Source organism: Caballeronia sp. BCC1704 (assembly GCF_902833455.1).
Lineage (GTDB): Bacteria > Pseudomonadota > Gammaproteobacteria > Burkholderiales > Burkholderiaceae > Caballeronia.
Genome location: NZ_CADFFT010000001.1, coordinates 1,815,668 through 1,842,091, shown reverse-complemented (window position 1 = coordinate 1,842,091; position 26,424 = coordinate 1,815,668). Strand labels below are relative to the sequence as shown.

Sequence of the window (26,424 nt, the reverse complement as noted above, 5' to 3'; positions counted from 1 at the left end):
CGGGAAATGCTCTCGGACGTGAAGCAGGCAGTTCCCCCCAAACATTGAGGGCGGTTTCAACCGTCGCACCGCAGTCAATATCGCGCGCAACATGAAACCCGGCCGCGCCGATTATCGGCGCGTACCGTTCACGCGGTATAGAAAGCGGCATCAGCGGTCGTCCGGACGCGGAACACCTGCGGGACTCGGCGGGTCGCGCAAATCAGCATCGGCTTGCGGCGGTGCCGGCGGATTTTCGGGCTGCGCGGGTCCCAGATCGGTCAGGCCCTTCGAATCGACAGGGTTTTGCGGCGGGTTATCGCTTGAGTGGTTGGGCGCGGACATGTTGGGCTCCGTTTGTCGAACACGTCGACACGCGCAGCAACGCGCATTCCGCGATCAGGCACTGCCGATGCTTGATCTCGACAGCAACCTCAACAACGGAGACGATCATGAGCATTCCGCAAAACGAACCGGGAACGGATGTCGTCGATACGGACAAAGCGGCGCAGCCGGCGCCGCAGTCCGATAATCAGCCCGCCGATATGCCGCTGACCGAAGCCGACGACGGCAATACGCGCACGCCGGCGGCTCCTACGCAGGAGTGACAAGCAGTTGAGCATAGAGCGACGGCTCGGGTGCGTTGCCGAGCCGTTTCTAAGCAGTTACGAAACGTCGCTAATTTATCTTATGTCAAATGTGATAGACGCCGCGACGACTTAACCGATCTCCCGACTCCGCTTCAACAAAAACTCCCGCTCCCGCGCGTTCTTCGCCAGCCCCGCCGCCCGCATGAACTCGTCGCGCGCCTCATCCACGCGACCGAGCCGCGCCAGCAAATCTGCGCGCACGCCGGGCAGCCAGTGATAATTCTTCAACGCGGCAGCATCCCGTAACCGGTCGACGATTACGAGCGCCGCCTCCGGCCCCGACGCCATGCTCACCGCGACCGCGCGGTTGAGCTCGACCACCGGCGTCGGCGCCACCTCCATCAGCGCATCGTAAAGCGCGACGATCATCGCCCAGTCGGTCTCGGCGGCGCTCGGCGCGCGCGCGTGGCATGCCGCCAACTCCGCCTGCAACGCATACACGCCGCGCGCGCCGCCCAACGCCGCCGCGCGCCGCAGCGCCGCCAGACCGCGCTGGATCAGCAACGGATCCCAGCGGCTGCGATCCTGATCCGGCAGCAGCACCGGGCGGCCGTCGCGGTCCACCCGCGCCTTCGTCCGCGATGCCTGAATCTCCATCAGCGCGACGAGCCCATGCACCTCGCTCTCATGCGGCATCAATTCCGCGAGAATGCGGCCGAGCCGCAGCGCTTCGTCGCAGAGCGCGGGCCGCATCCAGTCATCACCGGCTGTGGCCGAGTAACCTTCGTTGAAGATGAGATAGATGACTTCTAGCACCGATGCCAGCCGCGCCGCGCGCTCGCCGGCCTTCGGCACCTCGAACGGCACGCGCGCCGCCGACAGCGTGCGCTTCGCCCGCACGATGCGCTGCGCGATGGTCGGCTCCGGCGCAAGAAACGCCCGCGCGATTTCGTCCGTCGTGAGGCCGCCCAGCAGCCGCAGCGTCAGCGCGACGCGCGCATCCAGCGACAGCACCGGATGGCACGCCGTGAACACGAGCCGCAGCAGATCGTCGCCGATGTCGTCGTTGCGGGCGGCATCGAGGGACTCGACGAAATCGGGCGTGATGTGCCGCTCCTGCGCATCCAGATCGCGGCCGAGTTCCTCGTGCTTGCGCGCGTGCAGCGCGTGCTGACGCAGACGGTCGAGCGCCCGGTTCTTCGCTGTCGTCATGAGCCACGCTCCCGGTTTCTCGGGCACGCCTTCGCGGCTCCAGTGCTCGAGCGCCGCGACGAACGCGTCCTGCGCCAGCTCTTCCGCGAGCGCGACGTCATGCACGACGCGCGCCACGCTCGCAATCACTTTCGCCGATTCGATGCGCCACACCGCCTCGATGGTTCGCCGCGTCGCTGCTTCGTGTTCGTCCGACGACGCGCTCACGCTGCTTCCGGCTCCATATGCACCAGTTCCCAGGTATGGCCGTCGAGGTCCTCGAACGCGTGACCGTACATGGACCCGTGGTCCTGCGGCGCGCGCGGCGTGCGCCCGCCCGCAACCACGGCCTTGGCGATGAGTTCGTCCACTTCCGCCCTGCTCTCGCACGACAGGCACAGGAGCGCCTCGACGCTTTCACGCGCATCGACGAGCGTCTTGTCGGTGAACGTCTTGAAAAACGTTTCGGTGAGCAGCATCGCGTAGATGTTCTCGCCGATGACGAGGCACGCGGCGGCGTCGTTCGTGAATGCCGGGTTGAAGTGAAAGCCGAGCGCCTTGAAAAACGTCATCGATTGCTGAAGGTCGCGAACCGCCAGGTTCACGAAGATCTGCTTGTGCATGGCGTGATGCTCCGTTTTCATGGGATGTCCTTCGAACGACGATCGAAGCACGCGGAAATCGACACCGCGTCACAGATAGCACGGCCCGAGCTTGCGGACCTCCACCGTGCACCATGCCGCCGCCGGGCACTCGGCGGCAATCGCCACCGCTTCGGCGTGCGTCTCGCAATCGAGCAGGAAGAAGCCGCCGATCATTTCCTTCGCTTCCGCGAACGGCCCGTCGATGACCCGCGCGTCGCCTTTTACCGTGGAGACGCGCGACGCGTCCGCGAGCGACGTCAGCGATTCGCACGCGCGCAAGACGCCGCGCGCCTTCAGTGTGTCGGCGAATTCGACCATCTGCCGATACGCCTCCCGCCCTTCCTCGGCCGTGCGCTGCGCGCGCTGTCCGACGGGTTCCACGATGAGCAACAGAAAAGCCACGGCGGTCTCCTTTCGTGAAGTCATGTGCCGACAAAGTTAAACCGGCATCGCGCGGACGGCAACCGTCCAGCGCCTCAGCAATTCATCTGAGGATACAAGTTAATTGTCGTACGTTACAAGACGTTACGAGCTGTTACGTGCCATTGTCTGAATTATCCCGTAGTATTTGCCTCCGTCGGACGGTAAGCGGATTGCCCAGAAGCAATTTATACCGCCGGTGTCGCATGCCCTCAGTAGAGCGTCGCGCGGCGGTGGCCACCGCTGTACGTCCGCTCATCCATCACGACGGCGCATTCGTTCGCTTCTTCGACATCCGGCCCGAAGCCGGGAGAGGCGAATACGTCGGTTCCCTGCCCGTCCCGAACCCGATGCCGAAGGCGTCGCCGGTCGCCTGCGCGCGTCCGGTCCATGCATATGAATCCATGAAGAAGAATACTTTCCTGCTTTCGACGCTCGTTCTCGCTCTCGCCGGTTGTGGCGGCAGCGACGACGCCTCCTCGCCCGCCTCCGTCGCGAACGCGGCCAACGCAACGGCCGACGGCTCCACGGCGGCCGACCCGACTGCGGTCGCCAAGGCGGCGAGCGCGCAATCGATGACCTGCGGCGCGCCCTCGGCATCGGCGGCATCGGGCGGCAGCGGACAGATCACGGCGGACACGCCGAGCAGCGACGGCTCGCGCATGTTCCCCGCCGGCACGAAATTCCAGGTGGCGATCACGACGCGCGCGGCTTCAGCCGACACGCTCAAATGGACCATCGCCGACGCGCTCGGCAAGACGGTCGCGAGCGGCAGCTTCCCGGCGCCCGCCGCGGCCACGAAGATGACGCTCACGTGCTCCTCGACGCTCGCCGGCTATTTCGCAGTCTCCGCGACGCTCGCCAATCACGGCGGACAGGTTCAGACGGCCGGCACGCGCCCGAACGGCATCGCCACCTTCGGCGTGATTCCGGATCTCGGCGGCGTGATTCCCGCCGTCACGTACGCGAAGCAGGAACAGCATCGCTTCGGCATGCAGGGCTTCAACGGCAACGGCACGATGCTTGCCGCGCTCGGCATCTCATCGACCATCGACGACCGCCAGATGTCCGTGATGGAGCCGAACGGCCGCTTTGCCTTCAACCCGAACGCGAACAATCTCGACCCGTTCTATACGTCCGGCAAGATCATGCGCCTCGTCCGTCTTGACGGCATTCCCGGCGGCGCGAGCATGCACGGCCTGAGCCCCGACTACAGCTACATCCCGAACGACCTGAACTACTACGCGAACTACATGGGCCGCGTCGGACAGGAAACCGAGGCGATCCGCGCGCGCTACTACCCGACCATGTCGGCGAACTACTATCAGGTGACGTGGGAGCCGTACATCCTGTGGAAGGACACGGACGTGAACTTCGTCGCACTCTACAAGGCGGCGTATCAGGGCCTGCATTCAAAGGACCCGCACGCGGTCGTCATGGGTCCGGCCGAGCCGTTCCCGTCGCTTACCACCGACCGCCTGAAGCGCCTCGCACCGCTCGGCCTCGCGCAGTATCTCGACGGCATCGCGACGCACGGTTACTACGATGCGGGCACGTCGCCGTCGCATCCGCCGGAGCGCCATCACACGGACGCGAATGCCGCCGATGCCGCGAACTCGCTGCTCAACGAGATGCGCAACCTGCGCGCGGAAATGGCGAAGGACTACAAGCCGAACATGAAGCTCTTCGTGACCGAGACGGGCATCAGCTATGACATCGGCGCGAACTACGGTCCGAATTATCCGACGCCGAACATTCTGTTCGCGCATGGCGCGGTCGTCGCGCGCGCGCACATCATCCTGCTCGGCGAAGGCGCGGATCAGACCTACGTGTTCTTCGGGCCGGACTTCCCCGGCGAGCCGGGCTACGGCACGTTCTTCGATCTGGATCATGCGCAGGCCGCGTTCGGCACGACGAACATCAGCCCGAAGCCGGCCGCGATGGAAGTCGCCGCGATGACGCGCGTGCTCGACGGCACCACCACGCTCGGCCCCGTGAACAACCTGCCCTCCGGCGTGTACGCCTACGCGTTCCAGCAACTCGGCAACGGCAAGGTCATCACCGCGCTCTGGACGCACAACAACGCGGTGTGGCCGGCTTCGAACGGCGCATTCAGCACGACCTACAGCACTGCCTACAAGCTCAATGTCGATGCCGCCGGCACGAGCGGCACGGTGAAACTGATCGACGCGATGGGCAACGTGTCGAGCGCGCCGTACACGAACGGCGTGGTGACGCTCACGCTCACCGAGTCGCCGCAGTACGTCGTTTCGACCAACGCGGATGTCGCGAAGAAGAACGCGACGAAGCCGCAGGGTTACACGGGCATGTGACCTCAGCGCCGTAGAAACGCGAACGCGCCGCTATCTCGATATTGACAGCGCCGCGCGTTCGCGTCGATACTGCGTTCATGCACGCAATCCTTTCCCTCGCCATCGCCGCGATTAAAAACCCAGTGAACGCCATCATCGGCGGGTCATCGGGAGAACGCGTGCGCTAGCGAGACAGGCAAGCAAGTCGATTCCGAAGGCCCCGCCGCAAGACGGGGCCTTTTTGTTTGATGCGTGCCTGGCCTTCCGTCTTCGGCTCAAATAAGGAGAGCAAGATGGAAGAGCTGTCGCAAGTGCTGGAAGGACGTGGCGCGCGCCACGGTGTCGCCTCGGGCAAGCTGCATGCGTCGGGCGCGCGCGTGGTCGTGTATGTCGAAGTGCTGCCGCATCAGACGGTCTCGTGGCGGCTTGCGCGCGATGCCGAATTGCGCGCGGATGCCTCGATATGGCTCACGCGTCATGAGGACCCCTACGATTACTGGCTCAAGCCGGGCGATGTCGTGCGGCTTGCGCGCGGCGAACGCGTGTGGCTGTCGTCGGAGTCGGAGCGCGCGGTTGAGGTGTCGCTGACATCGTATCGCGCGAAGCACGTTCGGCCCGCGTGGGCGCGCATTCTTGCCCGCTTCGTGCCGCGCGCCGTGAACGCGCTCTGATGGCGGCCGCCTACGGTGCCGTGCAGCGGAAGCTCGCGGCCACGTTCACTCGTCCCTTGCCGAGATAGCGCGGATAGCCGGGGTATCGGCAGATGGGACGCGTGCGTCCGTTGGTGGCCGGCGCTATATCCGTGCCGATGAGCGTCTCCGGCGCGACGCCGTTCGTCACCCACTCGTCGAGCGCGCCGAGTTCGTCCCATGCGGGAATGAACACGCCGTTGCCGTGCTGGAAGCCGGGCACCATGTAAAGCCGCATGAACGAATCGACGGTTTCCTGCCCATATCGCTCGACGAGCCCGCGATAGAACGCGATGGTCTGGTTCGGGCTGATCACTTCGTCGGCGAGGCCGTGCATGGCGACGAGCTTGCCGCCGTGCGCGATGAACGCCGAGAAATCCGGGTTCATCGCGCCGACCGTATAGGCGAGCGTGACGAGCCGCTGCCGGTAGCGGCCGGGGTTGTCGATATCGAACGAGAGTCCGCTCACCGCCGCGTCGCGCGTGACGAAGTGGCGGATATACGCGTCGCCCTGCGCGAAGAGATAGCCGTTCGCGGCGAACGTCGGCGGGTTCACGAGCGTGGGCGAATCGCCGAGGCCGAGCATGCCGGAGAAGTCCACGCCCTGAAACACGTTGTAGCCGGGATAGGTCGCGACGCCATAAGCGAGGGGATAGCGCATCGAAAGACCGTCGCGCAGCAGTTCCAGCGTGTCGAGTTGCGCATCGGAGAGACAACTGTCACGCAGCGAAGGACGCTGGCCGTTCGCGCAGCGCAATGACGCGATGATCTGCGGTTCCAGTTGCCGGCACCCTTCGACATTGCCGACGATGCCGTCCGCGAGACCGTCGAGCCGGTCGCATTCGTGGATCACCGTCTCGTACACGCGCCGTTGCTGCGCGAGCCCGACGAAGCCGCCCGGCTTCGCGTACGACGCCTGCCCCACTTTCACGCCGAGCAACCGCACGCCCGAGAAGTTGATGGCGGGCGCGTTGGCGATCACGCCGTCATAGTCGTTCGGGAACCGCTCGATGACCGTGAAGCCTTCGCGCCCGCCCGTCGAGCCGCCCGCGAAGTAGATCTTGTCGGGCAAGCGCCCGTAGCCCATTTCGATCAGCGCGAGCGCGACATCGCGCGTTTTCTTCAGATGCGCGAAGCCGAAGTTGACGATGGCTTCGTCGTTGACCGCGAAATCCGCGCGTCCCGAATTGCCGACGTGCCCCGAGTCCGAGCCGAAGGTCGCGTAGCCGCGCGCGAGCGGCGTCGAATCGGGCGCGAAGGGCATCGGCTCGGTGCCGGACACGAGCACGCCGTTGTAGCCGCCGCCGCCCATCTGCAGCGCGCGACCGTTCCAGTGGCTCGGCAGGTTCACTTCGAAGCGGATGTCCGGCGTCGTCTCCTGAATCGCGCGGATGATGCCCGTCACGCGGCAATACTCGCCGTTGCGATTGCCCGGCGCGGCCGCCTTGACCGCCGACGCCGTGACGATCAGCGCGCCGCGCGTCGGCAAGCCGATGATCGACGCGAGCACCGTCTTGCCGGCGAGGTCGTCGCAGTGCTTGGTGACGTACGCGGCGGCGTGCGCGCACGAAAGCGGCAGCAGCGCGAGCGCGGCGGCGAGCAATGCCCAGCACGCGCGGCGCGAGGCATCGGCGAGAAAAAGACGGCGGAGAGAAAGCACGGGCTGGAGTGGATACTTCAATGGCCGCTCAATATATAAGAAGCGTTTCGGGTTAGCCATTCGGGGCCGCCGCCCGGCGTTGCGGCGGCACGACGTGATTGATCCGCCCAAAGCACGCCGCATTCCCTACTCCCCGTCCCACTCCCCGCGCAGATCGCTCGTCTCCAGAAGCTGGAGCAGCGTCTCCGCCGGCCGGCTCAGATGCTTCGCGCCGAACGCGATGAACTCCACTTCGGGCAACTCCGGCAACTCCGCCCGATTGACCGGCGGCGCGAGCCCGCGGCCCGCCAGAAAGTGCGAGCGCACCGTGAGGCCTAGCCCGCCGCGCGCCGCCGCGATGCAGCCCGCGTGGCTGCTGCTCGTGCAGACCATTTGCCAGCGCGCACCGGTCATCGCGAGGGAATCGAGCACCACGGCGCGCGTGACGCTCGGCTCGGCGACGAGAATCAGCGGCAACGGCAGCGTCGTATCGACGACGGTCCCCGGCTTCGCGAGCCATTCCAGCCGCCCGCTGAAAAGCCGCGTGCCGCGCGCATCGCCGAGACGCCGCTTGCCGACGGCAAGATCCAGTTCGCCCGCGTCGAGCAGTTGATACAGCCGCCCGGTCATGCCGATGGTGATTTCCAGTTCCACGTCCGGATGCGTGTCGCGAAACGCGGCGAGCACGCTCGGCAGCGGTCCGAGCGCGAGATCGTCGGATGAGCCGAGCCGCACCCGTCCGCGCAGTCGAGGCGAGCGGAACTGCGATTCGGCGTGCGACATCGCTTCCAGAATGACGCGGGCGTGGACGAGCATCGCTTCACCGTCGGCGGTCAGCGCGAGCGAGTGCGTGTCGCGCAGGAAAAGCCGCCGGCCCACGCTCTCCTCCAGGCGCCGGATATGCTCCGATACGCTGGATTGGCGCAAGCCGAGTTGCCGCCCGGCTTCGGTGAAACTGTGCGACGCGGCCACCGTCGCGAAGGTGTTCAGCCAGAGCGGATTGAGCATGCGAGATTGTCATCGCCAAAGCCGATTACAGTCAATGCGGTTAGCGGTCTTCCCGATAACGCCCGCAGTCACTAAGATTTCACAGATGCGCTGAAAACGGTTCCAGCGCGACGCCCAGCTCTCCTCTCCCTCATGACCAGACAGTCCTCGCACACGGCGCTTTTGTGGATCGTCGCCGTGGGCTTCTTCATGCAGGCGCTCGACACGACGATCGTCAACACGGCGCTGCCTTCCATCGCGCGGGACTTGCACGCCGCGCCGCTCGCCATGCAGTCGATCGTCGTCGCCTACACGCTCACGATGGCGCTCCTCACGCCCGCCTCCGGCTGGCTCGCTGACCGCTTCGGCACGCGGCGCGTGTACTTCGTGTCGATCAGCGTGTTCGTCGTCGGATCGCTCGCCTGCGCGGGCGCGCATTCGCTCAATCAGCTCGTCTTTGCGCGCGTGCTGCAAGGCATCGGCGGCTCGATGCTGCTGCCGATCGGCCGCCTCGCGGTGTTGCGCGCCGTCAGCGGCGAAGCCTACGTCTCCGCGCTCGCGATGATTTCCGTCGCCGGACAAGTCGGCCCGATTCTCGGCCCGACGCTCGGCGGATGGTTCGTCCAGTCGTTCACATGGCACTGGATCTTTCTGATCAACGTGCCGATCGGCGCGGCTGGCCTCTATGCGGTCCAGCGTTTCCTGCCCCACGACACGCTGCACGACGCGCCGCCCTTCGACTTCATCGGCTGCGGCTTGCTCTCGCTGTGCATGGTCGCGTTTTCGCTCGCGCTCGATCCTCCGGTGCAGACGCATCGCGGCGCGCTGTCGGCGGCCCTCTTCACGCTCGCGGCGATATCCGCGTTCGCCTACATTCCGTATGCGCGCCACCGGCGCAATCCGCTCTTCAAGCTCGCGCTTTTTCGTGAACCGAACTTCAGCGTCGGCCTGATCGGCAATCTGCTGTGCCGCATCGGGTCGAGCGCGGTGCCGTTTCTGCTGCCGCTCATGATGCAACTGGAACTCGGCTATAGCCCGCTGCATTCCGGGCTCATGATGCTGCCCATCGCGATTGCGGGCACCGTCTCGAAGCGCTGGATCGCGCGGCTCGTCAAGCGGTACGGCTACGACACGTTCCTGTTGGTGAACACGGCGCTGGTCGGCGCGTCGATCGTCGCCTTCGCGGCTTTTTCGCCGTCATTGCCGCTTTTCGCCGAAATCGTGATTCTCGCGATCTTCGGCGCATGCAACTCGATGCAGTTCGCCGCGATGAACAGCGTCACGCTCAAGGGTTTGTCGAAGCAGGACGCGGGCAGCGGCAACAGCCTGTTCTCGATGGTGCAGATGCTCGCCATCGGGCTCGGCGTGTCGATCGGTGGCTCGCTCGTGCAGGTCTTCGAGGGACACTTCGGGTCGGCGTCGCTCGGCTTCAAACTGAGCTTCGCGTGCATGGGCGTGGTCACGTTGCTCTCGGGCGCGGTGTTCCGCCGGCTCGATTCCGCGCCGCGCACGTCCGCGCCGACGCCCGCCGCACGATAAGCAGGCGCGCACGGTACGGGCTATCCTGCCCGTTGCCGCACGCCTTCTTCCCTTCTTCTGGAGCGCAACCGTGCAATACCGCAAATTCGGCAGCACCGGACTCACCGTTTCGCGTCTCACCCTCGGCACGATGACTTTTGGTCTGCAGACCGACGAGAACGTGTCGCGCAGCATCATGGATCGCGCGAGCGAGGCAGGCGTCAATTTCATCGATACCGCCGATGTGTATCCGCTCGGCGGCACGCACGATATCGTCGGCCGCACGGAAGAGATCGTCGGGCGATGGCTTGCGGGCAAGCGCGACCAGTTCATCCTCGCGACGAAGGCCGTCGGCGTGATGGGTCCGCTCGACTGGAACAAGGGCGCGTCGCGCAAGCACCTGCTCGATGCCATCGACGCGTCGCTCAGGCGCCTGAACACCGATTACGTCGATCTGTATCAGCTGCATATGGACGACCGCGACACGCCGCTCGACGAAACGCTCGAGGCGCTCGACGTGATCGTGCGGCACGGCAAGGCGCGTTATATCGGTGTGTCGAATTTTCTGGCGTACCGGCTCGCGCGGGCGCTCGGCCGCGCCGACGTGCTGCGGACCGCCCGCTTCGTCTCGGTGCAGCCGCGCTACAACCTGCTCTTCCGGCAGATCGAGCGCGAGTTGCTGCCGCTTTCGACCGAAGAAGGGCTCGCCGTGATTCCGTACAACCCGCTCGCGGGCGGCCTGCTGACGGGTAAGCACAAGCACGGCGCGGCGCCTTCCGAGGGCCGCTTCACCGCGACCGTCGGAAAGGCGGGCGAGATGTATCAGGAGCGTTACTGGCACGAGCGCGAGTTTCAGACCATCGAGAAGCTGAAAGAAATCGTCGCGCCGACCGGGCGTTCTCTTGCGAGCACGTCGCTCGCGTGGGTGCTGGAAAATCCCGCGGTGACGTCGGCGATCATCGGCGCGAGCCGCCCGGAGCAACTCGACGATACGCTCGCTGCCGTCGATCAACCGCTCGATCCGGACATCAAGGCGAAGCTCGACGATGCGACCGTCGAATACCGTTGGGGCGATGCATCGCGCTGAACGGCGCTGACCGGCATCGGTCGGCTCAGGCTGCCCGCGCTCGCCGCGCGGAATAGACGCCTTCGAGCGAATACAGCGCGAGCGCGGCCCAGATGGCGCCGTAGCCGATCAGCTGATCGTGCCCGAACGCCTCCTGATAAATCGCCACGCCGATCAGCAGTTGCAGCGACGGCGTGATGTATTGAATGAGCCCGAGCATGGACAGCGGAATGCGCCGCGCGCCGGCGGCAAACAGCAGAAGCGGCACGGCGGTCACCGGTCCGGCCGCCGCGAGCAGCAGCTTCACGCTGATGGTCGCGTGCGCGAAGCCGCTTCCTCCGTGCGAGCCGAGCACGAAGAGATAGAGCAGCGCGACCGGACACAGCAGCATGGTTTCGAGCGTCAGGCCTTCGAGCGCGCCGAGCGAGGCGGTCTTGCGCAGCAGGCCATAGCCGCCGAACGTGAGCGCAAGCGCGAAGCTGATCCAGGGCGGCGCGCCGTTCACCCATGTAAGCCACGCGACGCCCAGCGCCGCCACGATAACGGCAAGCCACTGCACCGGCCGCAGGCGTTCGTGCAGGAACGCCATGCCGAACAGCACGTTGACGAGCGGATTGATGAAATAGCCGAGACTCGCCTCAACGATGCGCCCCGCGTTCACCGCCCAGATATAGATGCCCCAGTTCGCGGAGAGCAGCACCGCGCTCGCCGCGAAGCGCGCGAGCAGCCGCTTGTCGCGCAGCACGGGCACGAGCCATTGCCATTGACGGCGCGCGGTCAGCACGATCAGCAGGAAGAGCATCGACCACGCCATGCGGTGCGCGAGCATTTCGATCGCGCCGATCGAATGCAGTGCCTTGAAGTAGATCGGGAAAAGACCCCAGATGGCAAAAGCCGCGAATGCGTAGACGACGCCTGGATTCATGGTTCGATGCGTGACGCAGATGTAAGCCGTTCCGGACGTGGCCGGAAGCCGTCTGCAAGAAATGGAAGCCGGATTTTAGTCGATGCGGACCACCGAACCGCGCATCTCGCGAACGTCAGGCGAGCTTCGTGCTCGTAGCGTGCGTGAAAGCTCGCCGACAGCGCGTGCTAGCATGGCCCGCTAACCCTCGCCCTGCCCGCTTTTTTTGCCTTTTCCCGTCCCCGCTAATGAACAACAACCAGTCCGTTCACCAGAACTTTTTCCATATCCTGCTGTTCGTCGTGACCGTCGCGCTCGGCTGGGTGCTGCTGCCGTTCTTCGGCGCGATCTTCTGGGGCGCGATACTCGCGCTGCTTTTTCAGCCCATGCAGCGCTGGCTCACGGTGCGCTTCGGCAAGCGCCGCAACCTCGCCGCGTTGACGACGCTCGCGGCCGCGATTCTCATCGTCATCATTCCGGTGTCGGTGGTGGCGGTGACGCTCGTGCAGGAAGTCGCGCTCGTCTATACGCGCATCAAGAGCGGCGATCTGAACTTCGGCATGTACTTTCAGCATGTGCTTCATGCGCTGCCGGCGTCGGTGCAGCAACTGCTCGGGCGTTACGGCCTCGACGACATCGGCGGCGTGCAAAGCAAGCTGATGGAAGGCGCCTCGCGCATCAGCCAGTTCGCGGCGGCGCAGGCGCTGCTCATCGGTCAGAACACGTTCCAGTTCATCGTGAGCTTCGGCGTGATGCTCTATCTCGTGTTTTTCCTGCTGCGCGATGGCGGCGAGATCGGGCGACGCATCCGCCGCGCGCTTCCACTCGATCCGGCGCCGAAGCAGCATCTGATCGCGAAGTTCACGACCGTCGTGCGCGCGACGGTCAAGGGCAACATCGCGGTGGCCGCCGTGCAGGGCTTTCTCGGTGGGCTGATCTTCTGGATTCTCGGCATCAACGGCTCCTTGCTCTGGGGCGTGCTGATGGCGTTTCTGTCCCTCTTGCCGGCGGTGGGCGCGGCGCTCGTCTGGGCGCCGGCCGCGCTCTACTTTTTCATGACCGGCGAGATCTGGCGCGGGCTGGTGCTGGTGGCGTTCTGCGTCGTCGTGATCGGGCTCGTGGATAACGTGCTGCGCCCGATTCTCGTCGGCAAGGACACGAAGATGCCCGACTGGGTCGTGCTCATCTCGACGCTCGGCGGCATGGCGTTGTTCGGTATCAACGGCTTCGTGATCGGGCCGCTCGTGGCCGCATTGTTCATGGCGAGCTGGGATATCTTTTCGCAGGATGAGGACGGGCAGTAGGCAAGAAAAATGGCTCCGCGAAGGAGCCATTTTTTCATTGCACACTAGTCTCGATCAGCGCGAATTCGGCGCCGTATACCGGCAGTCGAAGCGCTTCCTCACCGTGCCGTTTTCATCGACGCTTTCCAGATACACATCGAACTGCCACAAGCGCGCCATGTGCTTGAGCACTTCGTCGCTGTCGTTCGACAGATGGCGATTGTCGGTCATGAAGTGACGCAGCGTGAGACTGCGGTCGCCGCGCGTGTTCACCGAATACACCTGAATGTTCGGCTCGCGATGATGAATGTCGTACTGCCGCGACAGCGCCTGCCGCACATAGCGATAGCCGCTTTCATCGTGAATGGCCGAGACTTCGAGCGCGTCGCGCATGTCGTCGTCGAGGATCGAGAAAAGGCGCATCTCGCGGATCAAATGCGGCGACAGATACTGCGCGATAAAGCTCTCGTCCTTGAAGTTGCGCATCGCGTAGTGCAGCGATTCCAGCCAGTCGCTGCCCGCGAGGTCGGGGAACCACTCGCGGTCTTCGTCCGTCGGGTTCTCGCAGATGCGGCGAATGTCGCTCATCATCGAAAAGCCGAGCGCATACGGGTTGATGCCGCTGTAATACGGCTTCGTCACCGGCGGCTGATAGACCACGTTCGAATGCGAGTGCAGGAACTCCATCATGAAGCCGTCTTCTAGCCGGCCTTCGTTGTAGAGCGTGTTCAGCAGCGTGTAGTGCCAGAACGTGGCCCAGCCTTCGTTCATGACCTGCGTCTGCCGCTGCGGATAGAAATACTGTCCGACCTTGCGCACGATGCGAATGACTTCGCGCTCCCAAGGTTCCAGGAGCGGCGCGTTCTTTTCAGCGAAATACAGCAGGTTCTCCTGCGGCTCCGGCGGATAGCGGCTTTCGATTTCCTCGGCCGACGGCGCCTTTTTGTTCGGCAGCGTGCGCCACAGTTCATTCACCTGCGATTGCAGATACGCCTCGCGCTCGCGGCGCATCGCGGCTTCTTTCGCGAGCGACAGCTTTTGCGGACGCTTGTAGCGGTCCACGCCGTAGTTCATCAGCGCGTGGCACGAGTCGAGCAGTTCCTCGACGCGATCCAGCCCGTGACGCTCCTCGCATTCCGCGATGTAATTCTTCGCGTACACGAGGTAATCGATGATCGCGTGCGCGTCCGTCCACAGCCGGAACAGATAGTTGCCCTTGAAGAAGGAGTTATGCCCGTAAGCGGCATGCGCGATGACGAGCGCCTGCATCGTCATCGTGTTCTCTTCCATCAGATACGCGATGCACGGATTCGAGTTGATGACGATCTCATACGCGAGGCCCATCTGCCCGCGCCGGTAGCTCTTTTCCGTCGAGAGAAAGTGCTTGCCGAACGACCAGTGCCGATAGTTCACCGGCATACCGACGGACGCATACGCATCCATCATCTGCTCGGCGCTGATGATTTCGAGCTGGATCGGATACACGTCGAGCCCGTAGCGATTCGCGACGCGCGATATTTCGGCGTCGTACTCCTCGATCAGCTCGACGCTCCAGTCCGATGGGCATGGCAGCGGCCGCCGTTTTTCTGCAACGTTCATGCTTACCTCGTGCGTCGTGGCGGACGCATTGCGTTGCCCCGCTTCCGGTCCGAGTTTCGACGGCGCACGATCGTCCGTGCCGTCGAGATGATATCCACGCGTTTCGTTGTTCACGTGCCTCGTCGTCATGCGGCCGCCTGTTGTTTTTCGAAGAGTTCGCGGAACACCGGATAAATGTCCGAGGCCGAATCGACCTTCTTCATCGCCAGTTCAGGCGCGCCGGCCGCAAGTTGAGCATACTCCAACCACAGGTTCTGCTCTTCTGGCGCGACTTGAATATACGCAAAATACCGCACCTTCGGCAGGATGTCCTCCGCGAGGAGCTTGCGGCACTTCGGGGAATCGTCGGTCCAGTTGTCGCCGTCCGATGCCTGTGCGCCGTAAATGTTCCATTCAGTCGGCGAGTAGCGCTCGTCCATGATCTTCTTCATGAGTTCGAGCGCGCTCGACACCACCGTGCCGCCGCTTTCCGTCGAATGAAAGAACGTGTCTTCATCGACTTCTTCGGCGCGCGTATGATGACGGATGAACACGACCTCGATCTTCTCGTAGTTCCGCTGGAGGAAGAGATACAGCAGGATGAAGAAACGCTTCGAGAGATCCTTGCGCTGCTCGTCCATGGAACCGGACACGTCCATCAGGCAGAACATCACCGCCTTGCTGGAAGGCGTGGGCTGCTTGACGCGATTGATGTAGCGCAGATCGAACGGATCGATGAACGGAATGCGTGTGATCCGTCCCTGCATGATGACGATATCCGCTTCCAGCCGCGCGATGTCGTCCGGATTGCCGTCCTCTTCCTTCAGTTGTTCGAGCTGGCGTTCCATCTCGCGCAATTGCGCCGACAGCGGCCAGCCGAGCGCGATGCGCCGGCCGAGCGCGCTGCGCAGCGAGCGCACCACGTCGATGTTATTCGGCGTGCCTTCCGCCGCCCAGCCCGCGCGCACGTTCTTCCACGTCGGCACGGCCAGCAACTGCGTCTTGACGAGGCGCGGCAGTTCGAGATCGTCGAAGAAGTACTGCATGAATTCTTCGCGCGACAGTTCGAAAACGAAATCGTCCTGGCCTTCGCCCTCGTTGCTCGCGCTCTTGCCGCCGCCGCCCGAGCCGCCTTGCGGACGCGGAATCTTGTCGCCGCGCACGTAATCGGCGTTGCCCGGATGCACGTATTCACGCTTGCCGCCCGGACCATGCCGGAACGACGGCTCCGCGATGTCCTTCTTCGGAATCGTGATGCTCTGCGTGCTTTGAATGTCTTTGATGCTGCGATCGCGCACCGCGTCGGAAACGGCGCGGCGAATATAGTTCTTGACGCGTCGCAGGAAGCGTTCGCGGTTCGCGATGCTCTTGTTCTTGCCGGCTAACCTGCGGTCGATGATTTGGTGCAGCACATCCAGTCTCCCGCAAAAATGGCGAGTGTGCGAGGCGCCGCATGTTTGCGCCGCAAGCCGGCGCCTCTCGCTCGCAATCTGCCCGCTTGGCCATCCGGATGCAAGCATCGAACCCGGACGGCGCGGACCTGCACTGCTTTTACTGCTACTCGACTACGCCGCGGCGTGTGCTTAAGACGACTTGCGCACGCGCAGATACCAGTCGCACAACAAGCGCACCTGCTTCGGCGTATAACCCTTCGCGACCATGCGATTCACGAAGTCCTCGTGCTTGCGCTGCTCTTCGGCCGATCCCTTCGCATTGAAGGAGATGACCGGCAACAGTTCCTCCGTGTTCGAGAACATCTTCTTCTCGATCACGACGCGCAGCTTCTCGTAGCTGATCCACGCGGGATTCTTGCCGCCGTTGTTCGCACGCGCGCGCAGCACGAAATTCACGATCTCGTTGCGGAAGTCCTTCGGGTTGCTGATGCCCGCGGGCTTCTCGATCTTCTCCAGCTCCGCGTTGAGCGCGGCGCGGTCGAAGCTCTCGCCGGTGTCGTGATCGCGGAACTCCTGATCCTGAATCCAGAAGTCCGCATACGTCACATAGCGATCGAAGATGTTTTGTCCATACTCCGAATACGATTCCAGATAAGCCGTCTGAATCTCCTTCCCGATGAACTCGGCGTAGCGCGAAGCCAGTACGTCCTTGATGAACGACAGGTACTTCTGCTCCGTCTCCGGCGGGAACTGCTCGCGCTCGATCTGCTGTTCGAGCACGTACATGAGATGCACCGGGTTAGCCGCGACCTCGGTCGAATCGAAGTTGAACACGCGCGACAAAATCTTGAACGCGAAACGCGTGGACACGCCCGTCATGCCTTCGTCGACACCCGCGAAATCGCGATACTCCTGATACGACTTCGCTTTGGGATCGGTGTCCTTCAGGTTCTCGCCGTCGTAGACCTGCATCTTCGAGAAGAGGCTCGAATTCTCCGGCTCGTGCAAACGCGTGAGCACGGCCATCTGCGCCATCATCTTGAGCGTGCCGGGCGCGCACACCGCTTCCGCAAGCGAAGAATTGCGCAAGAGCTTCTCGTAGATCTTCACCTCTTCGCTATAGCGCAGGCAGTACGGCACCTTCACCACGAAGATACGATCGAGCAGCGCCTCGTTGTTCTTGTTGTTGCGGAAAGCCTTCCATTCCGATTCGTTCGAGTGCGCGAGAATCACGCCGTCGAATGGAATGGCGCCGAACCCTTCCGTGCCTTTGAAGTTGCCTTCCTGCGTGGCGGTCAAGAGCGGATGCAGCACCTTGATCGGCGCCTTGAACATTTCGACGAATTCGAGCAAGCCCTGATTCGCAAGGCACAGGCCGCCGGAATAGCTGTAAGCATCGGCGTCATCCTGCGAGTACGTTTCAAGCTTGCGAATGTCCACCTTGCCGACGAGCGAGGAGATGTCCTGATTGTTCTCGTCGCCCGGCTCCGTCTTCGCGATGCCGATTTGCCGAAGGATCGACGGATAGCGGCGCACGACGCGGAACTTGCGGATATCGCCGTTGTATTCGTGCAGGCGCTTCACAGCCCACGGCGAAAGAATGCTCTTCAGGTAACGGCGCGGAATGCCGTACTGTTCCTCGAGCACGGGACCGTCTTCGTCGTAATCGAAAAGACCGAGCGGCGATTCGTTCACGGGCGAGCCCTTGAGCGAATAGAACGGTACGCGCTCCATGAGTTGCTTGAGCCGTTCTGCAATGGACGACTTGCCGCCGCCCACCGGACCGAGCAGATACAGGATCTGCTTTTTCTCTTCAAGACCCTGCGCGGCGTGCCTGAAATACGACACGACGTTCTCGATCACTTCCTCCATTCCGTAGAACTCGCGGAACGCCGGATACACCTTGATGACCTTGTTTGCAAACACACGCGATAAACGCGGATCGAGGCGAGTGTCGACCATTTCGGGTTCCCCGATGGCCGTCAGCATGCGTTCGCCCGCTGTTGCATATGTGGCAGGATCTTCCTTGCAGAGCGCGAGATACTCTTCGAGCGAGAATTCCTCCTCGCGCGTTTTTTCGAAGCGGGTCGCGAAACTGCTGTAGATATCCATGCTACCTCCTCGCCGAAGTCAGAAAGCCTTGGTCGTCTCAACGCGCGTTATCGAAACGACATCGCTTGAATTCATCCTAAACCCTTTCGAATTTTTTTTCACGCACTAGCTTGGATGATTTGCTTAGAAGCTGCTCGGAACAATCACTAGCTTGGTAGGTTATTTTCGTTCACCTACAATCCTCAGTCCCAAGATGTTCTTCGTATCTGCGCTCGCCTGTCATGCAGCGTGCGCTCTGCGTGCGCTTCGGCATGTTCGCTGCGCCGCGCACGCTTCATCGCTACACCGCGACCTTCCGCCAAAGCATTCTTGCGAGCGCATGTCGTCACGTCAGCACGAGTTCCAGTTCCCCGATGCGATCAATCGAGCCGTGCACCATGGCCGGTCCTTCCACGCGATAAGCGCCTGTGTATGAGCCCGTCGTGATAGTCCAGAAAGGCTCGACCGTTAAACCCATGCGCGAACAATGGTTGACGAGCCAGGGCAGCAATTCGCGAGGATCGCCCGCCGGATTGCCGAGGGTAGCCGGAGCAATCCCCACGCCATCGAGCGTGAGTTCGAGCCGTGGCGCAAGAAAATCGAAGCCCGGCGCGACGACCCCGTAAGGTTCCATGCCGCTCGTGATGAGCGCGCCGTTGTTCTGCGAGTCCGCAAGCTGCGCGAGCGGATCGAGATTGGGCCACTGCGCGAAACGGCTATCGACCACTTCGAGCGCGACTGCAATGCCGCCGATCGCGGCGAGCACTTCGGCGCGCGTGTAAGGATCGTTCTTCGGGGGCAACGCATACGCGAAGCGAAAGGCAATCTCCAGTTCCACGAGCACGCGAAAGAAGCCTTCGAAAGGAAGGCGCGCGGGCGAGACATAGACACATTCGGCATCGATAGGCGCGCCCGCCGCGAGCGCATCGGGCGCGCGCGCGCCGATCTTCCATGCGCCAATGCGCGCGTGGCTGTCGCGCAGGACTTCGTGCTGGATGGCGTAAGCGGTAGGCGCGTCGGCGGGGAGATCGGGCGGCTCCAGCGTGTCAATCAGTCGATGCTGACGCCGGGCCGCGACGAGCTTGGCGGCAAGTGTCGATCCGGTCATGTCGATCCCCTCGTGTGAATGGACGCGCAGTGTCGTCAGTGTACGGGTTACCGGACCGGAGGTGCTTCACGTTGCCCGCTTGATGCGATGTCCTGCGTACGCGCACTCCGGGCGACGGCATCAAAACGTCAGAACGTCTCCCAGTCGCCGCCCGCCGTCGACAGCGCGGCGGGCTTCGCGCTCGCCGCAGGCTTCACAGCGGGCGCGGGCGGCGCGACGCGCTTCGGCTTCGTGGATACGGTCGCCGGCACTTGCAAGGAAGCAGCAGCAAGCCCCGCGCCTTCAGTCACTTGAAACACTGCGACCGCCTGACGCAGGCGCGCGGCCTGATCTTCGAGCGACTGCGCGGCCGCCGCCGCTTCTTCCACGAGCGCCGCGTTTTGCTGCGTGACTTCGTCCATCTGCGTGACGGCGCGCGACACCTGCTCGATGCCGGTCGTCTGCTCGGCCGATGCCGCCGCGATCTCGCCCATGATGTCGGTCACGCGTTGCACCGCGCCGATGATCTCGTTCATCGTGCGGCCCGCTTCGTCCACGAGCGTGGTGCCCGACTGCACGCGCGCGACCGAAGTGTCGATCAACTCCTTGATTTCCTTGGCCGCCGTCGACGAACGCTGCGCGAGATTGCGCACTTCGCCTGCCACGACTGCGAAGCCGCGCCCTTCTTCGCCCGCGCGCGCCGCTTCGACGGCCGCGTTGAGCGCGAGGATGTTGGTCTGGAACGCAATGCCTTCGATGATCGTGATGATGTCCGCTATCTTGGCCGAGCTGCGGCTGATTTCGCCCATCGTATCGACCACTTGCGTGACGACGGCGCTGCCCTTGCCCGCGATCTCGGACGCGTTGGCGGCGAGCGTGCTGGCCTGACGCGCGTTATCCGCGTTCTGGCGCACCGTGCTCGTCAGTTCCTCCATGCTCGACGCCGTTTCCTGCAACGCGGACGCCTGTTCCTCCGTGCGCGACGAGAGATCGGTATTGCCTGCCGCGATCTGCTGCGTGGCCGACGCGATCGATTCGCTGCCCGAGCGGACCGTGCGAACCGTCGTCAGCAGGCTCGCGCGCATCTTCGCGAGGCCTTCGAGCAGCAGGCCCATTTCGTCGCGCGAGGTCACGACCACGTCGCGGCGCAGATCGCCGGCGGCGATGGCTTCGAAATGCGTGAGCGCGGCTTCGAGCGGCCGCGCGATGGCGCGCCGCAACGCGACCCACGCGAACGCCGCCGCCGCGAGGCCGAGCGCGATGGCCGAAAGACTCAGCGCGCGGAACCACGTATAGCGGCTCTGCGCGTCTTCGTAGCTCTTCTTCGAGGCGTCGGTGAGAAACGCGCGCAGCGCGTCGTTCGCGTTGGCGAGTTCGTTGTAGGCGGCCTGCATCGCCTTGGCCGCCTCGATCATGCCCGCGCGGTCGTCCGCCGTGACGGCCGCGAGTCCCTTGTCGACGGCGCGTTGAAGCGCGAGCCGCTTGTCCTGCGACGCATCCGCCAGACGCCGCTCGTCGGGCGTCTGCGGCAGCGACATGTAGTTCTTCCAGAAGGCGTCGGCGCGCTCGCGCATCATGCGCGAACGCTCGATGGTCGCGCTCACCTCGGACGTGCCGGCGAGCAGCGCCGCGCGGTCGAACACGAGCCGTTCGCGCGCCGCATACATTTCGCTGTTGCCGACCGCGATGGCGCCCGGCATCTGCACCGAGTACGTGTCGAGGAAAGCCTCGTTCGTGCGGCCCATGCCCGCGAGTCCCAGTGCGCCGATGCCGATGAGCAGCGCGCCGAGAAACGCCATCGACATGCCGATGCGTGCCTTGATCGTCAAAGCCTTTTTCATGGATGTGTCCCTGATGCCGGTTCGAATGTGCGCGGGCGTCGTGACGCATAGAGCCGCGATCGGGCGGCGCGCGTTTGCGCAGCCGCTTTCGATATAAACGGCATGAGGGCAGCGGGACTTGAGAAGGTTCTTTCCCTGATAGGGAAAACGACGCGTTGCGCGCGCCGTTATTCAGCGCATGTTGAAAACTTATGCTGCGATTTCGCTGCGGCGCGGAATGGACGGCTGCGCGCCCTCGCGCGTGACGGCGAGCGCGGCGGCGCGCTGACCGAAGGCGATCGCGTCTGCGACGGCGCTGCCGCGCGCCAGTTCCGCCGCGAATCCGCCGATGAACGTATCGCCCGCGGCGGTCGTGTCGACGGCCTCGACTTTCGGCGACGGCAGATGCTGGCCGTCGCTGTCGTCGCCGAGCAGCGCGAACACGCCCTGCGCGCCGAGCGTGATGATCACGTTGCGCGCGCCCTTCTCCTTGAGCATGCGGGCGGCGCGGCGCGCATCGTCGGGCGTCGCGATGGCGATACCCGAAAGCGTCGCGGCTTCCAGTTCGTTCGGAATCAGATAGTCGATAAGCGCAAACCAGTCGGCGGGCAGCGTGCTCGCCGCGGGCGCGGGATTGAGAATCGTCGTGCGGCCGAGCCGGCGGCCCGCGGCCAGCGCCGCGCGCACGGTCTCCGGCGGCGTTTCGAGCTGGCAGACGATGACATCGGCGCGTGCGAGCAGTGCTTCTTGTTCGTCGATGACCGCGGGCGTGACCTGCGCGTTGCTCCCCGCGACGATGACGATCGCATTCTGGCTCGCGTCGTCCACGATGATGAGCGCGACGCCCGTCGGCGCGTGGGCGCTCGTCGCAAGCGCCGCGCAGTCGATCCCTTCCGCTTCGAGGCCCGCGCGCAGCGTCGCGCCGTTCGCGTCGCCGCCGACGCAGCCGATCATCGCGACCTGCGCGCCGAGACGCGCGGCCGCCACCGCCTGATTCGCGCCCTTGCCGCCCGGCGCCTGCACGAAAGCGGAGCCGGCGAGCGTTTCGCCGGGCTTCGGCAGGCGCGGCGCGCGCGCGACGAGGTCCATGTTGAGACTGCCGACCACCACCACGCGCCCGCGCGCGCCTGCTTCACTTGTTGCGTTGTCGCTCATCGCGATGAAATCCTGCTCCGTTGTTGTCCTGCGTTAATCCGCGTTATTCCGATCTGGCGTCTGCCACGGCGCCGCTCTCGGCGCCATGCGACTCGGGCACGACCGCCGTGGATTCGCGCAGCACGAGACGCGGCGGGACGACGCGGCGGCGCGTCGTGCCGCCGAGCTTGCCGACGATGCGCTCGATCAGCGTCTGCGCGGCCATCTCGCCGAGCGCGCGCACCGAATGGCCGACCGTCGAGAGCGCAGGATACGTGTAGCGCGACAACTCGACATCGTCGAAGCCGATGATCGAGCAATCGTCCGGCACGCGAATCTTGCGCTCGGCCGCCGCCCGCAGCGCGCCGATGCCCATCATGTCGTTGCACGCGAAGATCGCGGTCGGCTTCATCGCGTCGAAGAGTTGCGAGGCCGCCGCATAGCCGCCCGTCGCGGAAAAGTCGCTCTGGACGATCGCGTTCGGCTCGATCTCGACGCCGCGCTCGGCCATCGCGCGGATAAAGCCGTGCAGGCGCATGGCGCTCACCGCCGTCGCGACCGGGCCGGTAATGCAGCCGATCTCCGAATGCCCCGTTTGCAGCAAATGCTTCGTCGCGATATACGCGCCTTTTTCGTGGTCGATCTGGACGAGGTCCGCCGAGACGCCCTCGATGTTGCGGTCCACGATGACGAGCGGCTCACGCGCGCCCGCGAGACATTGCGCGAGCACCGCGTCCTCGCCCGCCGATGCGATCACGAGGCCGTCGATGCGCTTTTCCTGCAAGACGCGCAGATAGTTGCGCTGCTTGGCGGGATCGTCGTCCGAGTTGCAGAAGAAGACGCAGTAGCCGTTTTTCGCGCAGCCGTCCTCGACCCCGCGCGCCAGTTCGGCGAAGTACGGATTCGTCGCGTTCGGCACAAGCAGCCCGATGGTCGCCGTGGACTTCGCCTTGAGCGAGCGCGCCACGGCCGACGGCACGTAGTCCAGCTCGCGGATCGCGCGCTCGACCTTCGCCCGCACATCGGCCGATACCGGCCTCGAATTGTTCACTACGTGGGACACCGTCGTAAACGACACCCCAGCAATGGCTGCCACGTCCTTGATCGTCGCCATACATCGTCCTTCGCTTATGCTTTGGTCCAACTTCTTTTATTGACCGGAAACGTCCTCTCGCGCGGCCCTCCCGCGCCCGGCCGTTTTCCTTCCGCTCACCGCTCTTGACGTTGTCTAGACGTTGAACGGACTGCCCGGTCATCTCTATTTGACTGCACTTACGTTTAACGTCGCCGCCCACCCCGTTGCGAAGCGCCGACGTGCTGCCTGCTGCCCTGCTACATCATCCGCGCCTGCGCCGGCTCCGGTACGTATCCAGCACCACCGCGACCACGATCACCGCGCCCGTGATGATGCGCTTGGTCGGCTCGTTCGCGCCGATCTGCGCGAGCCCCGCCGCCAGCACCGAGATGATGAGAACGCCGAAAAACGTGCTGATGACCGAGCCGCGCCCGCCCATCAGACTCGTTCCGCCGATCACCACCGCCGCGATCACCTGAAGCTCCACGCCCGCGCCCGCGTTCGGATCCGCGGCTTCGAGACGAGAAATCTGGAACAGCGCGGCCAGTCCGGACAGCGCGCCCATCAGCGCGAACACGATGACCTTGTACGGCCGCGGATCGACACCCGCGAGCCGCACCGCTTCCTCGTTCGTGCCGATGCCTACCAGATAACGGCCGAAAATCGTCCGGGTCAAGACCCAATGCGCAAGAATCATCACCGCGACCGCAATCAGGAACGCCGGCGAGATGCCGAACGCGATCGGATTCGACAGAAAATCGAACGCATCGCCGATATACGCGGTGCGCGAGTTCGTCATCTGATACGCGAGCCCGCGCGCCGCTTCCAGCACGCCGAGCGACACGATGAACGACGGAATGCGCCACGCCACCGTGACGAGTCCCGTGACCGTGCCCGTCAGCGCGGCGGCGGCGAGCCCGATGAGCGCCGCCGGAAGCGCGGGCCAGTGCCACTTCAGCGCGGCCACGCTCACCACCGACGCGCCGAGCGCAAGGACCGAGCCCACCGACAAGTCGATGCCCGCGATGATCAGCACGAACGTCATGCCGACCGACATCACGACGAGATCCGGTATCTGGTTCGCGATCGTGCTGAACGTGTCGTACGTCAGAAAGTGGGAACTCAGCACGGAGAAAAGCGCGATCATCGCGGCGAGCGCGCCGGCCAGCCCCAGATAATTGGAGAAGCCCAGGCGCGTGCCCGCGCCCTTCGCGTTCTTGCCGCTTTTAGGCGCATCGGCTGGCAGATTCGCTTCGGTCTGTCCGGTCATTCAATGCTCCAGCAAATTGTCTTGTTCGGGCGGCTTCGCGTCGGGCGCGAGCGGCTCGTGGAGAATCGCCTCGCGCTTCGCGTAGCCCGCGAAAGCCGCCGCGAGCAACGCATCCTGCGTCCAGTTCGCGCGCTCGAACACGCCGGTCATGCGCCCGGCCGACATCACGCCGATCCGGTCGCAGATCAGCATCAGTTCGCGCAGATCGCTCGACACGACCACGAGCGCGCGGCCTTCGCGGGCGAGCGCGCCCATGAGCCCGTATATGTCGAACTTCGCGCCGACGTCGATGCCGCGCGTCGGTTCGTCGAAAAGCAGCACGGTGCAGTCGCGGGCGAGCCAGCGGCCGATCACCACTTTCTGCTGATTGCCGCCCGAAAGCTCGGACACCGCCTGCGCCGGCCCCGACGTGCGGATGCGCATGGCGTCGATCTGGCGCTCGGCGAGCGCGGCTTCGCGGCGCGTGTCGATCACGCCGTGACGCGCCACCGCGCCGACGTTGCCGAGTGAAACGTTCGCGGCGATGGGCAGGCCGAGCAGCAGGCCCTCGCCCTTGCGGTCCTCCGTGATGAGCGCGATGCCGTTTTTCACCGCGTCCGACGGCGACTGGATGTTCACCGGGCGCAGTGATTCGCCGCCGCGCGAGACGGACACCGTGCCGGCGTCCGCGCGATCCGCGCCGTAGATCAGGCGCATGAGTTCCGTGCGCCCCGCGCCGATCAGCCCGCTGATGCCGAAAATCTCGCCCGCGCGCACTTCGAAGGACACGTCGCGCACGGCCGGGGCGCGCGTCATGCCGTCTACTTTCAGCGCGACGCCGCCCAGCTTGCGCTCGCCGAGATCGATGCGTTCGCCCAGTTCACGGCCCACCATCAGCGTGACGAGCTGGTCGCTCTTCAGCGCGCTCATCGGCCCGACGTGCACGAGGCGGCCGTCGCGCAGCACGGCCGCGCGCTCCGCGATGCGCCTCAGTTCTTCCAGCCGATGCGAGATATAGACGAGCGCCACGCCGCGCGCCTTGAGCCGCGCGATCTGCTCGAAAAGGAGATCGACTTCGCGTGCGGTGAGCATCGCGGTGGGTTCGTCGAGAATCAGCACGCGGCAATCGCCGATCAGATTGCGCGCGATTTCGACCATCTGCTGATGCCCGATGCCGAGATGGCCCACGGGCGTCTCCGGGTCGATCGCATCGAGCCCGACTTGCGCCATCGCGTGCCGCGCGTCCTCGGCGAGCCGCTTGCGGTCGATCCAGCCGATTTTCAGGCGCCCTTTCTGCGGCAGGCGGTTGAGGAACAGGTTCTCCGCGACCGAAAGCGTCGGCAGCAGGTTCAGCTCCTGCATGACCATGCGCACGCCGAGCGATTCGGCTTCGGTGCGGCTTTGCGGCGCGTACGGCTGGCCCGCGAGCGTCATGGTGCCCGTGCTCGGATTCGTAAGCCCGCCGATGATCTTCGACAGCGTGCTCTTGCCCGCGCCGTTCTCGCCGGTCAACGCGAGCACCTCGCCCGGCGAGAGTCCGAGCGATACGTCGGCCAGCACCGGCTCGACATAGGTCTTGCCGATTCCCGTGACGGTCAGCACGCTCGCGTCGTGCGCGTCTTTCATCATGGCGTAAGGTCGCTCAAGGCGGTCGGTGCATCCTCGGCAAAGTTGTGCATGCGTTGCGGCGGGACGGCGGCCGGCGCGCTCCGCCGCCATCCGTCCACCGCGCTCGTCCGTCTTAACGGCATGATGGCCGCGAACTTGAGGACGA

The 26,424-nt window shown here is 64.4% G+C and carries 22 protein-coding genes; 6 read left to right on the top strand and 16 right to left on the bottom strand.

Features of this window, described 5'->3' with window-relative positions; translation table 11 throughout:
• Nucleotides 1–150: 150 nt before the first annotated feature.
• Complete coding sequence (locus tag HWX53_RS08605; RefSeq protein WP_175940333.1) at nt 151–324, bottom strand: hypothetical protein; 174 nt, start codon at nt 322–324, stop codon at nt 151–153.
• Between the two features lie 107 nt (nt 325–431).
• On the opposite strand from HWX53_RS08605, the gene HWX53_RS08600 reads away from it, so the two are divergent.
• A complete protein-coding gene (locus HWX53_RS08600; protein WP_175940332.1) occupies nt 432–587 on the top strand; it encodes a hypothetical protein in 156 nt (51 codons plus the stop codon).
• Nucleotides 588–698: 111 nt separating this feature from the next.
• On the opposite strand, the gene HWX53_RS08595 is transcribed toward HWX53_RS08600, so the two are convergent.
• From HWX53_RS08595 to HWX53_RS08585, 3 genes are all read right to left on the bottom strand, one after another.
• Nucleotides 699–1,988, bottom strand: a complete 1,290-nt coding sequence (locus HWX53_RS08595) for an RNA polymerase sigma factor (RefSeq protein ID WP_175940331.1) — start codon at nt 1,986–1,988, stop codon at nt 699–701.
• Nucleotides 1,985–2,383: a VOC family protein gene (locus tag HWX53_RS08590; protein WP_175940654.1), complete on the bottom strand. Its 399-nt coding sequence runs from the start codon at nt 2,381–2,383 to the stop codon at nt 1,985–1,987. The genes HWX53_RS08595 and HWX53_RS08590 overlap by 4 nt, the downstream gene beginning before the upstream one ends.
• Nucleotides 2,384–2,452: 69 nt before the next feature.
• On the bottom strand, nt 2,453–2,806 hold the full coding sequence (locus HWX53_RS08585; protein ID WP_175940330.1) for a YciI family protein: 354 nt from the start codon (nt 2,804–2,806) through the stop codon (nt 2,453–2,455).
• Between the two features lie 422 nt (nt 2,807–3,228).
• On the opposite strand from HWX53_RS08585, the gene HWX53_RS08580 reads away from it, so the two are divergent.
• Together HWX53_RS08580 and HWX53_RS08575 are read left to right on the top strand one after the other, a co-directional pair.
• Nucleotides 3,229–5,157: a hypothetical protein gene (locus tag HWX53_RS08580; protein ID WP_175940653.1), complete on the top strand. Its 1,929-nt coding sequence runs from the start codon at nt 3,229–3,231 to the stop codon at nt 5,155–5,157.
• Nucleotides 5,158–5,429: 272 nt separating this feature from the next.
• On the top strand, nt 5,430–5,807 hold the full coding sequence (locus HWX53_RS08575) for a DUF2917 domain-containing protein (RefSeq protein ID WP_175940329.1): 378 nt from the start codon (nt 5,430–5,432) through the stop codon (nt 5,805–5,807).
• A 10-nt stretch (nt 5,808–5,817) separates the two neighbouring features.
• Here HWX53_RS08575 and HWX53_RS08570 read toward each other — a convergent pair whose 3' ends face one another.
• Nucleotides 5,818–7,407: a tannase/feruloyl esterase family alpha/beta hydrolase gene (locus tag HWX53_RS08570; protein ID WP_241269891.1), complete on the bottom strand. Its 1,590-nt coding sequence runs from the start codon at nt 7,405–7,407 to the stop codon at nt 5,818–5,820.
• A 204-nt stretch (nt 7,408–7,611) separates the two neighbouring features.
• Entirely contained in the window at nt 7,612–8,472 is an 861-nt protein-coding gene (locus tag HWX53_RS08565; protein WP_175940327.1) for a LysR family transcriptional regulator, read from the bottom strand.
• Nucleotides 8,473–8,604: 132 nt separating this feature from the next.
• Between HWX53_RS08565 and HWX53_RS08560 the strand changes: the two genes are divergently transcribed.
• Both HWX53_RS08560 and HWX53_RS08555 read left to right on the top strand, forming a co-directional pair.
• Nucleotides 8,605–9,990 carry a DHA2 family efflux MFS transporter permease subunit gene (locus HWX53_RS08560; RefSeq protein WP_175940326.1) on the top strand — a complete coding sequence of 462 codons (1,386 nt, stop codon included), beginning with the start codon at nt 8,605–8,607 and terminating at the stop codon, nt 9,988–9,990.
• Nucleotides 9,991–10,060: 70 nt separating this feature from the next.
• The gene (locus HWX53_RS08555; protein ID WP_175940325.1) at nt 10,061–11,056 is read left to right on the top strand and encodes an aldo/keto reductase; all 996 of its coding nucleotides are present in this window, start codon (nt 10,061–10,063) and stop codon (nt 11,054–11,056) included.
• 25 nt (nt 11,057–11,081) lie between these two features.
• Here HWX53_RS08555 and rarD read toward each other — a convergent pair whose 3' ends face one another.
• Nucleotides 11,082–11,960: an EamA family transporter RarD gene (rarD, locus tag HWX53_RS08550; RefSeq protein ID WP_175940324.1), complete on the bottom strand. Its 879-nt coding sequence runs from the start codon at nt 11,958–11,960 to the stop codon at nt 11,082–11,084.
• Nucleotides 11,961–12,187: 227 nt separating this feature from the next.
• Here rarD and HWX53_RS08545 point away from each other — a divergent pair, with 227 nt between their 5' ends.
• The gene (locus HWX53_RS08545; RefSeq protein ID WP_175940323.1) at nt 12,188–13,243 is read left to right on the top strand and encodes an AI-2E family transporter; all 1,056 of its coding nucleotides are present in this window, start codon (nt 12,188–12,190) and stop codon (nt 13,241–13,243) included.
• Nucleotides 13,244–13,297: 54 nt separating this feature from the next.
• Here the strand turns inward: HWX53_RS08545 and HWX53_RS08540 are convergent, their stop codons facing one another.
• From HWX53_RS08540 to HWX53_RS08500, 9 genes are all read right to left on the bottom strand, one after another.
• Nucleotides 13,298–14,950, bottom strand: a complete 1,653-nt coding sequence (locus HWX53_RS08540) for a SpoVR family protein (protein WP_175940322.1) — start codon at nt 14,948–14,950, stop codon at nt 13,298–13,300.
• A complete protein-coding gene (locus tag HWX53_RS08535; RefSeq protein WP_175940321.1) occupies nt 14,947–16,212 on the bottom strand; it encodes a YeaH/YhbH family protein in 1,266 nt (421 codons plus the stop codon). The genes HWX53_RS08540 and HWX53_RS08535 overlap by 4 nt, the downstream gene beginning before the upstream one ends.
• Nucleotides 16,213–16,383: 171 nt before the next feature.
• Entirely contained in the window at nt 16,384–18,306 is a 1,923-nt protein-coding gene (locus HWX53_RS08530) for a PrkA family serine protein kinase (RefSeq protein ID WP_159836168.1), read from the bottom strand.
• Nucleotides 18,307–18,631: 325 nt separating this feature from the next.
• Nucleotides 18,632–19,393 carry a hydratase gene (locus HWX53_RS08525; RefSeq protein ID WP_175940320.1) on the bottom strand — a complete coding sequence of 254 codons (762 nt, stop codon included), beginning with the start codon at nt 19,391–19,393 and terminating at the stop codon, nt 18,632–18,634.
• A gap of 128 nt (nt 19,394–19,521) precedes the next feature.
• Nucleotides 19,522–21,213 (bottom strand): methyl-accepting chemotaxis protein, encoded by a 1,692-nt coding sequence (locus HWX53_RS08520; RefSeq protein WP_175940319.1) that lies wholly within the window; start codon nt 21,211–21,213, stop codon nt 19,522–19,524.
• A gap of 189 nt (nt 21,214–21,402) precedes the next feature.
• Entirely contained in the window at nt 21,403–22,347 is a 945-nt protein-coding gene (gene rbsK, locus HWX53_RS08515) for a ribokinase (protein ID WP_175940318.1), read from the bottom strand.
• A 43-nt stretch (nt 22,348–22,390) separates the two neighbouring features.
• The gene (locus tag HWX53_RS08510) at nt 22,391–23,440 is read right to left on the bottom strand and encodes a LacI family DNA-binding transcriptional regulator (protein WP_175940317.1); all 1,050 of its coding nucleotides are present in this window, start codon (nt 23,438–23,440) and stop codon (nt 22,391–22,393) included.
• Nucleotides 23,441–23,663: 223 nt separating this feature from the next.
• A complete protein-coding gene (locus tag HWX53_RS08505; protein ID WP_175940316.1) occupies nt 23,664–24,671 on the bottom strand; it encodes an ABC transporter permease in 1,008 nt (335 codons plus the stop codon).
• On the bottom strand, nt 24,672–26,276 hold the full coding sequence (locus HWX53_RS08500) for a sugar ABC transporter ATP-binding protein (protein WP_175940652.1): 1,605 nt from the start codon (nt 26,274–26,276) through the stop codon (nt 24,672–24,674).
• Between the last annotated feature and the right edge of the window lie 148 nt (nt 26,277–26,424).

Bases quoted from the DNA above. Each gene is read 5' to 3' on its own strand.
- HWX53_RS08540 (WP_175940322.1), bottom strand. From the start codon at position 14,950: ATGACGACGAGGCACGTGAACAACGAAACGCGTGGATATCATCTCGAC.
- HWX53_RS08575 (WP_175940329.1), top strand. From the start codon at position 5,430: ATGGAAGAGCTGTCGCAAGTGCTGGAAGGACGTGGCGCGCGCCACGGT.
- HWX53_RS08500 (WP_175940652.1), bottom strand. From the start codon at position 26,276: ATGAAAGACGCGCACGACGCGAGCGTGCTGACCGTCACGGGAATCGGC.
- HWX53_RS08520 (WP_175940319.1), bottom strand. From the start codon at position 21,213: ATGAAAAAGGCTTTGACGATCAAGGCACGCATCGGCATGTCGATGGCG.
- HWX53_RS08505 (WP_175940316.1), bottom strand. From the start codon at position 24,671: ATGACCGGACAGACCGAAGCGAATCTGCCAGCCGATGCGCCTAAAAGC.
- HWX53_RS08605 (WP_175940333.1), bottom strand. From the start codon at position 324: ATGTCCGCGCCCAACCACTCAAGCGATAACCCGCCGCAAAACCCTGTC.
- rbsK (WP_175940318.1), bottom strand. From the start codon at position 22,347: ATGAGCGACAACGCAACAAGTGAAGCAGGCGCGCGCGGGCGCGTGGTG.
- HWX53_RS08530 (WP_159836168.1), bottom strand. From the start codon at position 18,306: ATGGATATCTACAGCAGTTTCGCGACCCGCTTCGAAAAAACGCGCGAG.
- HWX53_RS08510 (WP_175940317.1), bottom strand. From the start codon at position 23,440: ATGGCGACGATCAAGGACGTGGCAGCCATTGCTGGGGTGTCGTTTACG.
- HWX53_RS08525 (WP_175940320.1), bottom strand. From the start codon at position 19,393: ATGACCGGATCGACACTTGCCGCCAAGCTCGTCGCGGCCCGGCGTCAG.
- HWX53_RS08600 (WP_175940332.1), top strand. From the start codon at position 432: ATGAGCATTCCGCAAAACGAACCGGGAACGGATGTCGTCGATACGGAC.
- HWX53_RS08580 (WP_175940653.1), top strand. From the start codon at position 3,229: ATGAAGAAGAATACTTTCCTGCTTTCGACGCTCGTTCTCGCTCTCGCC.
- HWX53_RS08565 (WP_175940327.1), bottom strand. From the start codon at position 8,472: ATGCTCAATCCGCTCTGGCTGAACACCTTCGCGACGGTGGCCGCGTCG.
- rarD (WP_175940324.1), bottom strand. From the start codon at position 11,960: ATGAATCCAGGCGTCGTCTACGCATTCGCGGCTTTTGCCATCTGGGGT.
- HWX53_RS08545 (WP_175940323.1), top strand. From the start codon at position 12,188: ATGAACAACAACCAGTCCGTTCACCAGAACTTTTTCCATATCCTGCTG.
- HWX53_RS08590 (WP_175940654.1), bottom strand. From the start codon at position 2,383: ATGCACAAGCAGATCTTCGTGAACCTGGCGGTTCGCGACCTTCAGCAA.
- HWX53_RS08560 (WP_175940326.1), top strand. From the start codon at position 8,605: ATGACCAGACAGTCCTCGCACACGGCGCTTTTGTGGATCGTCGCCGTG.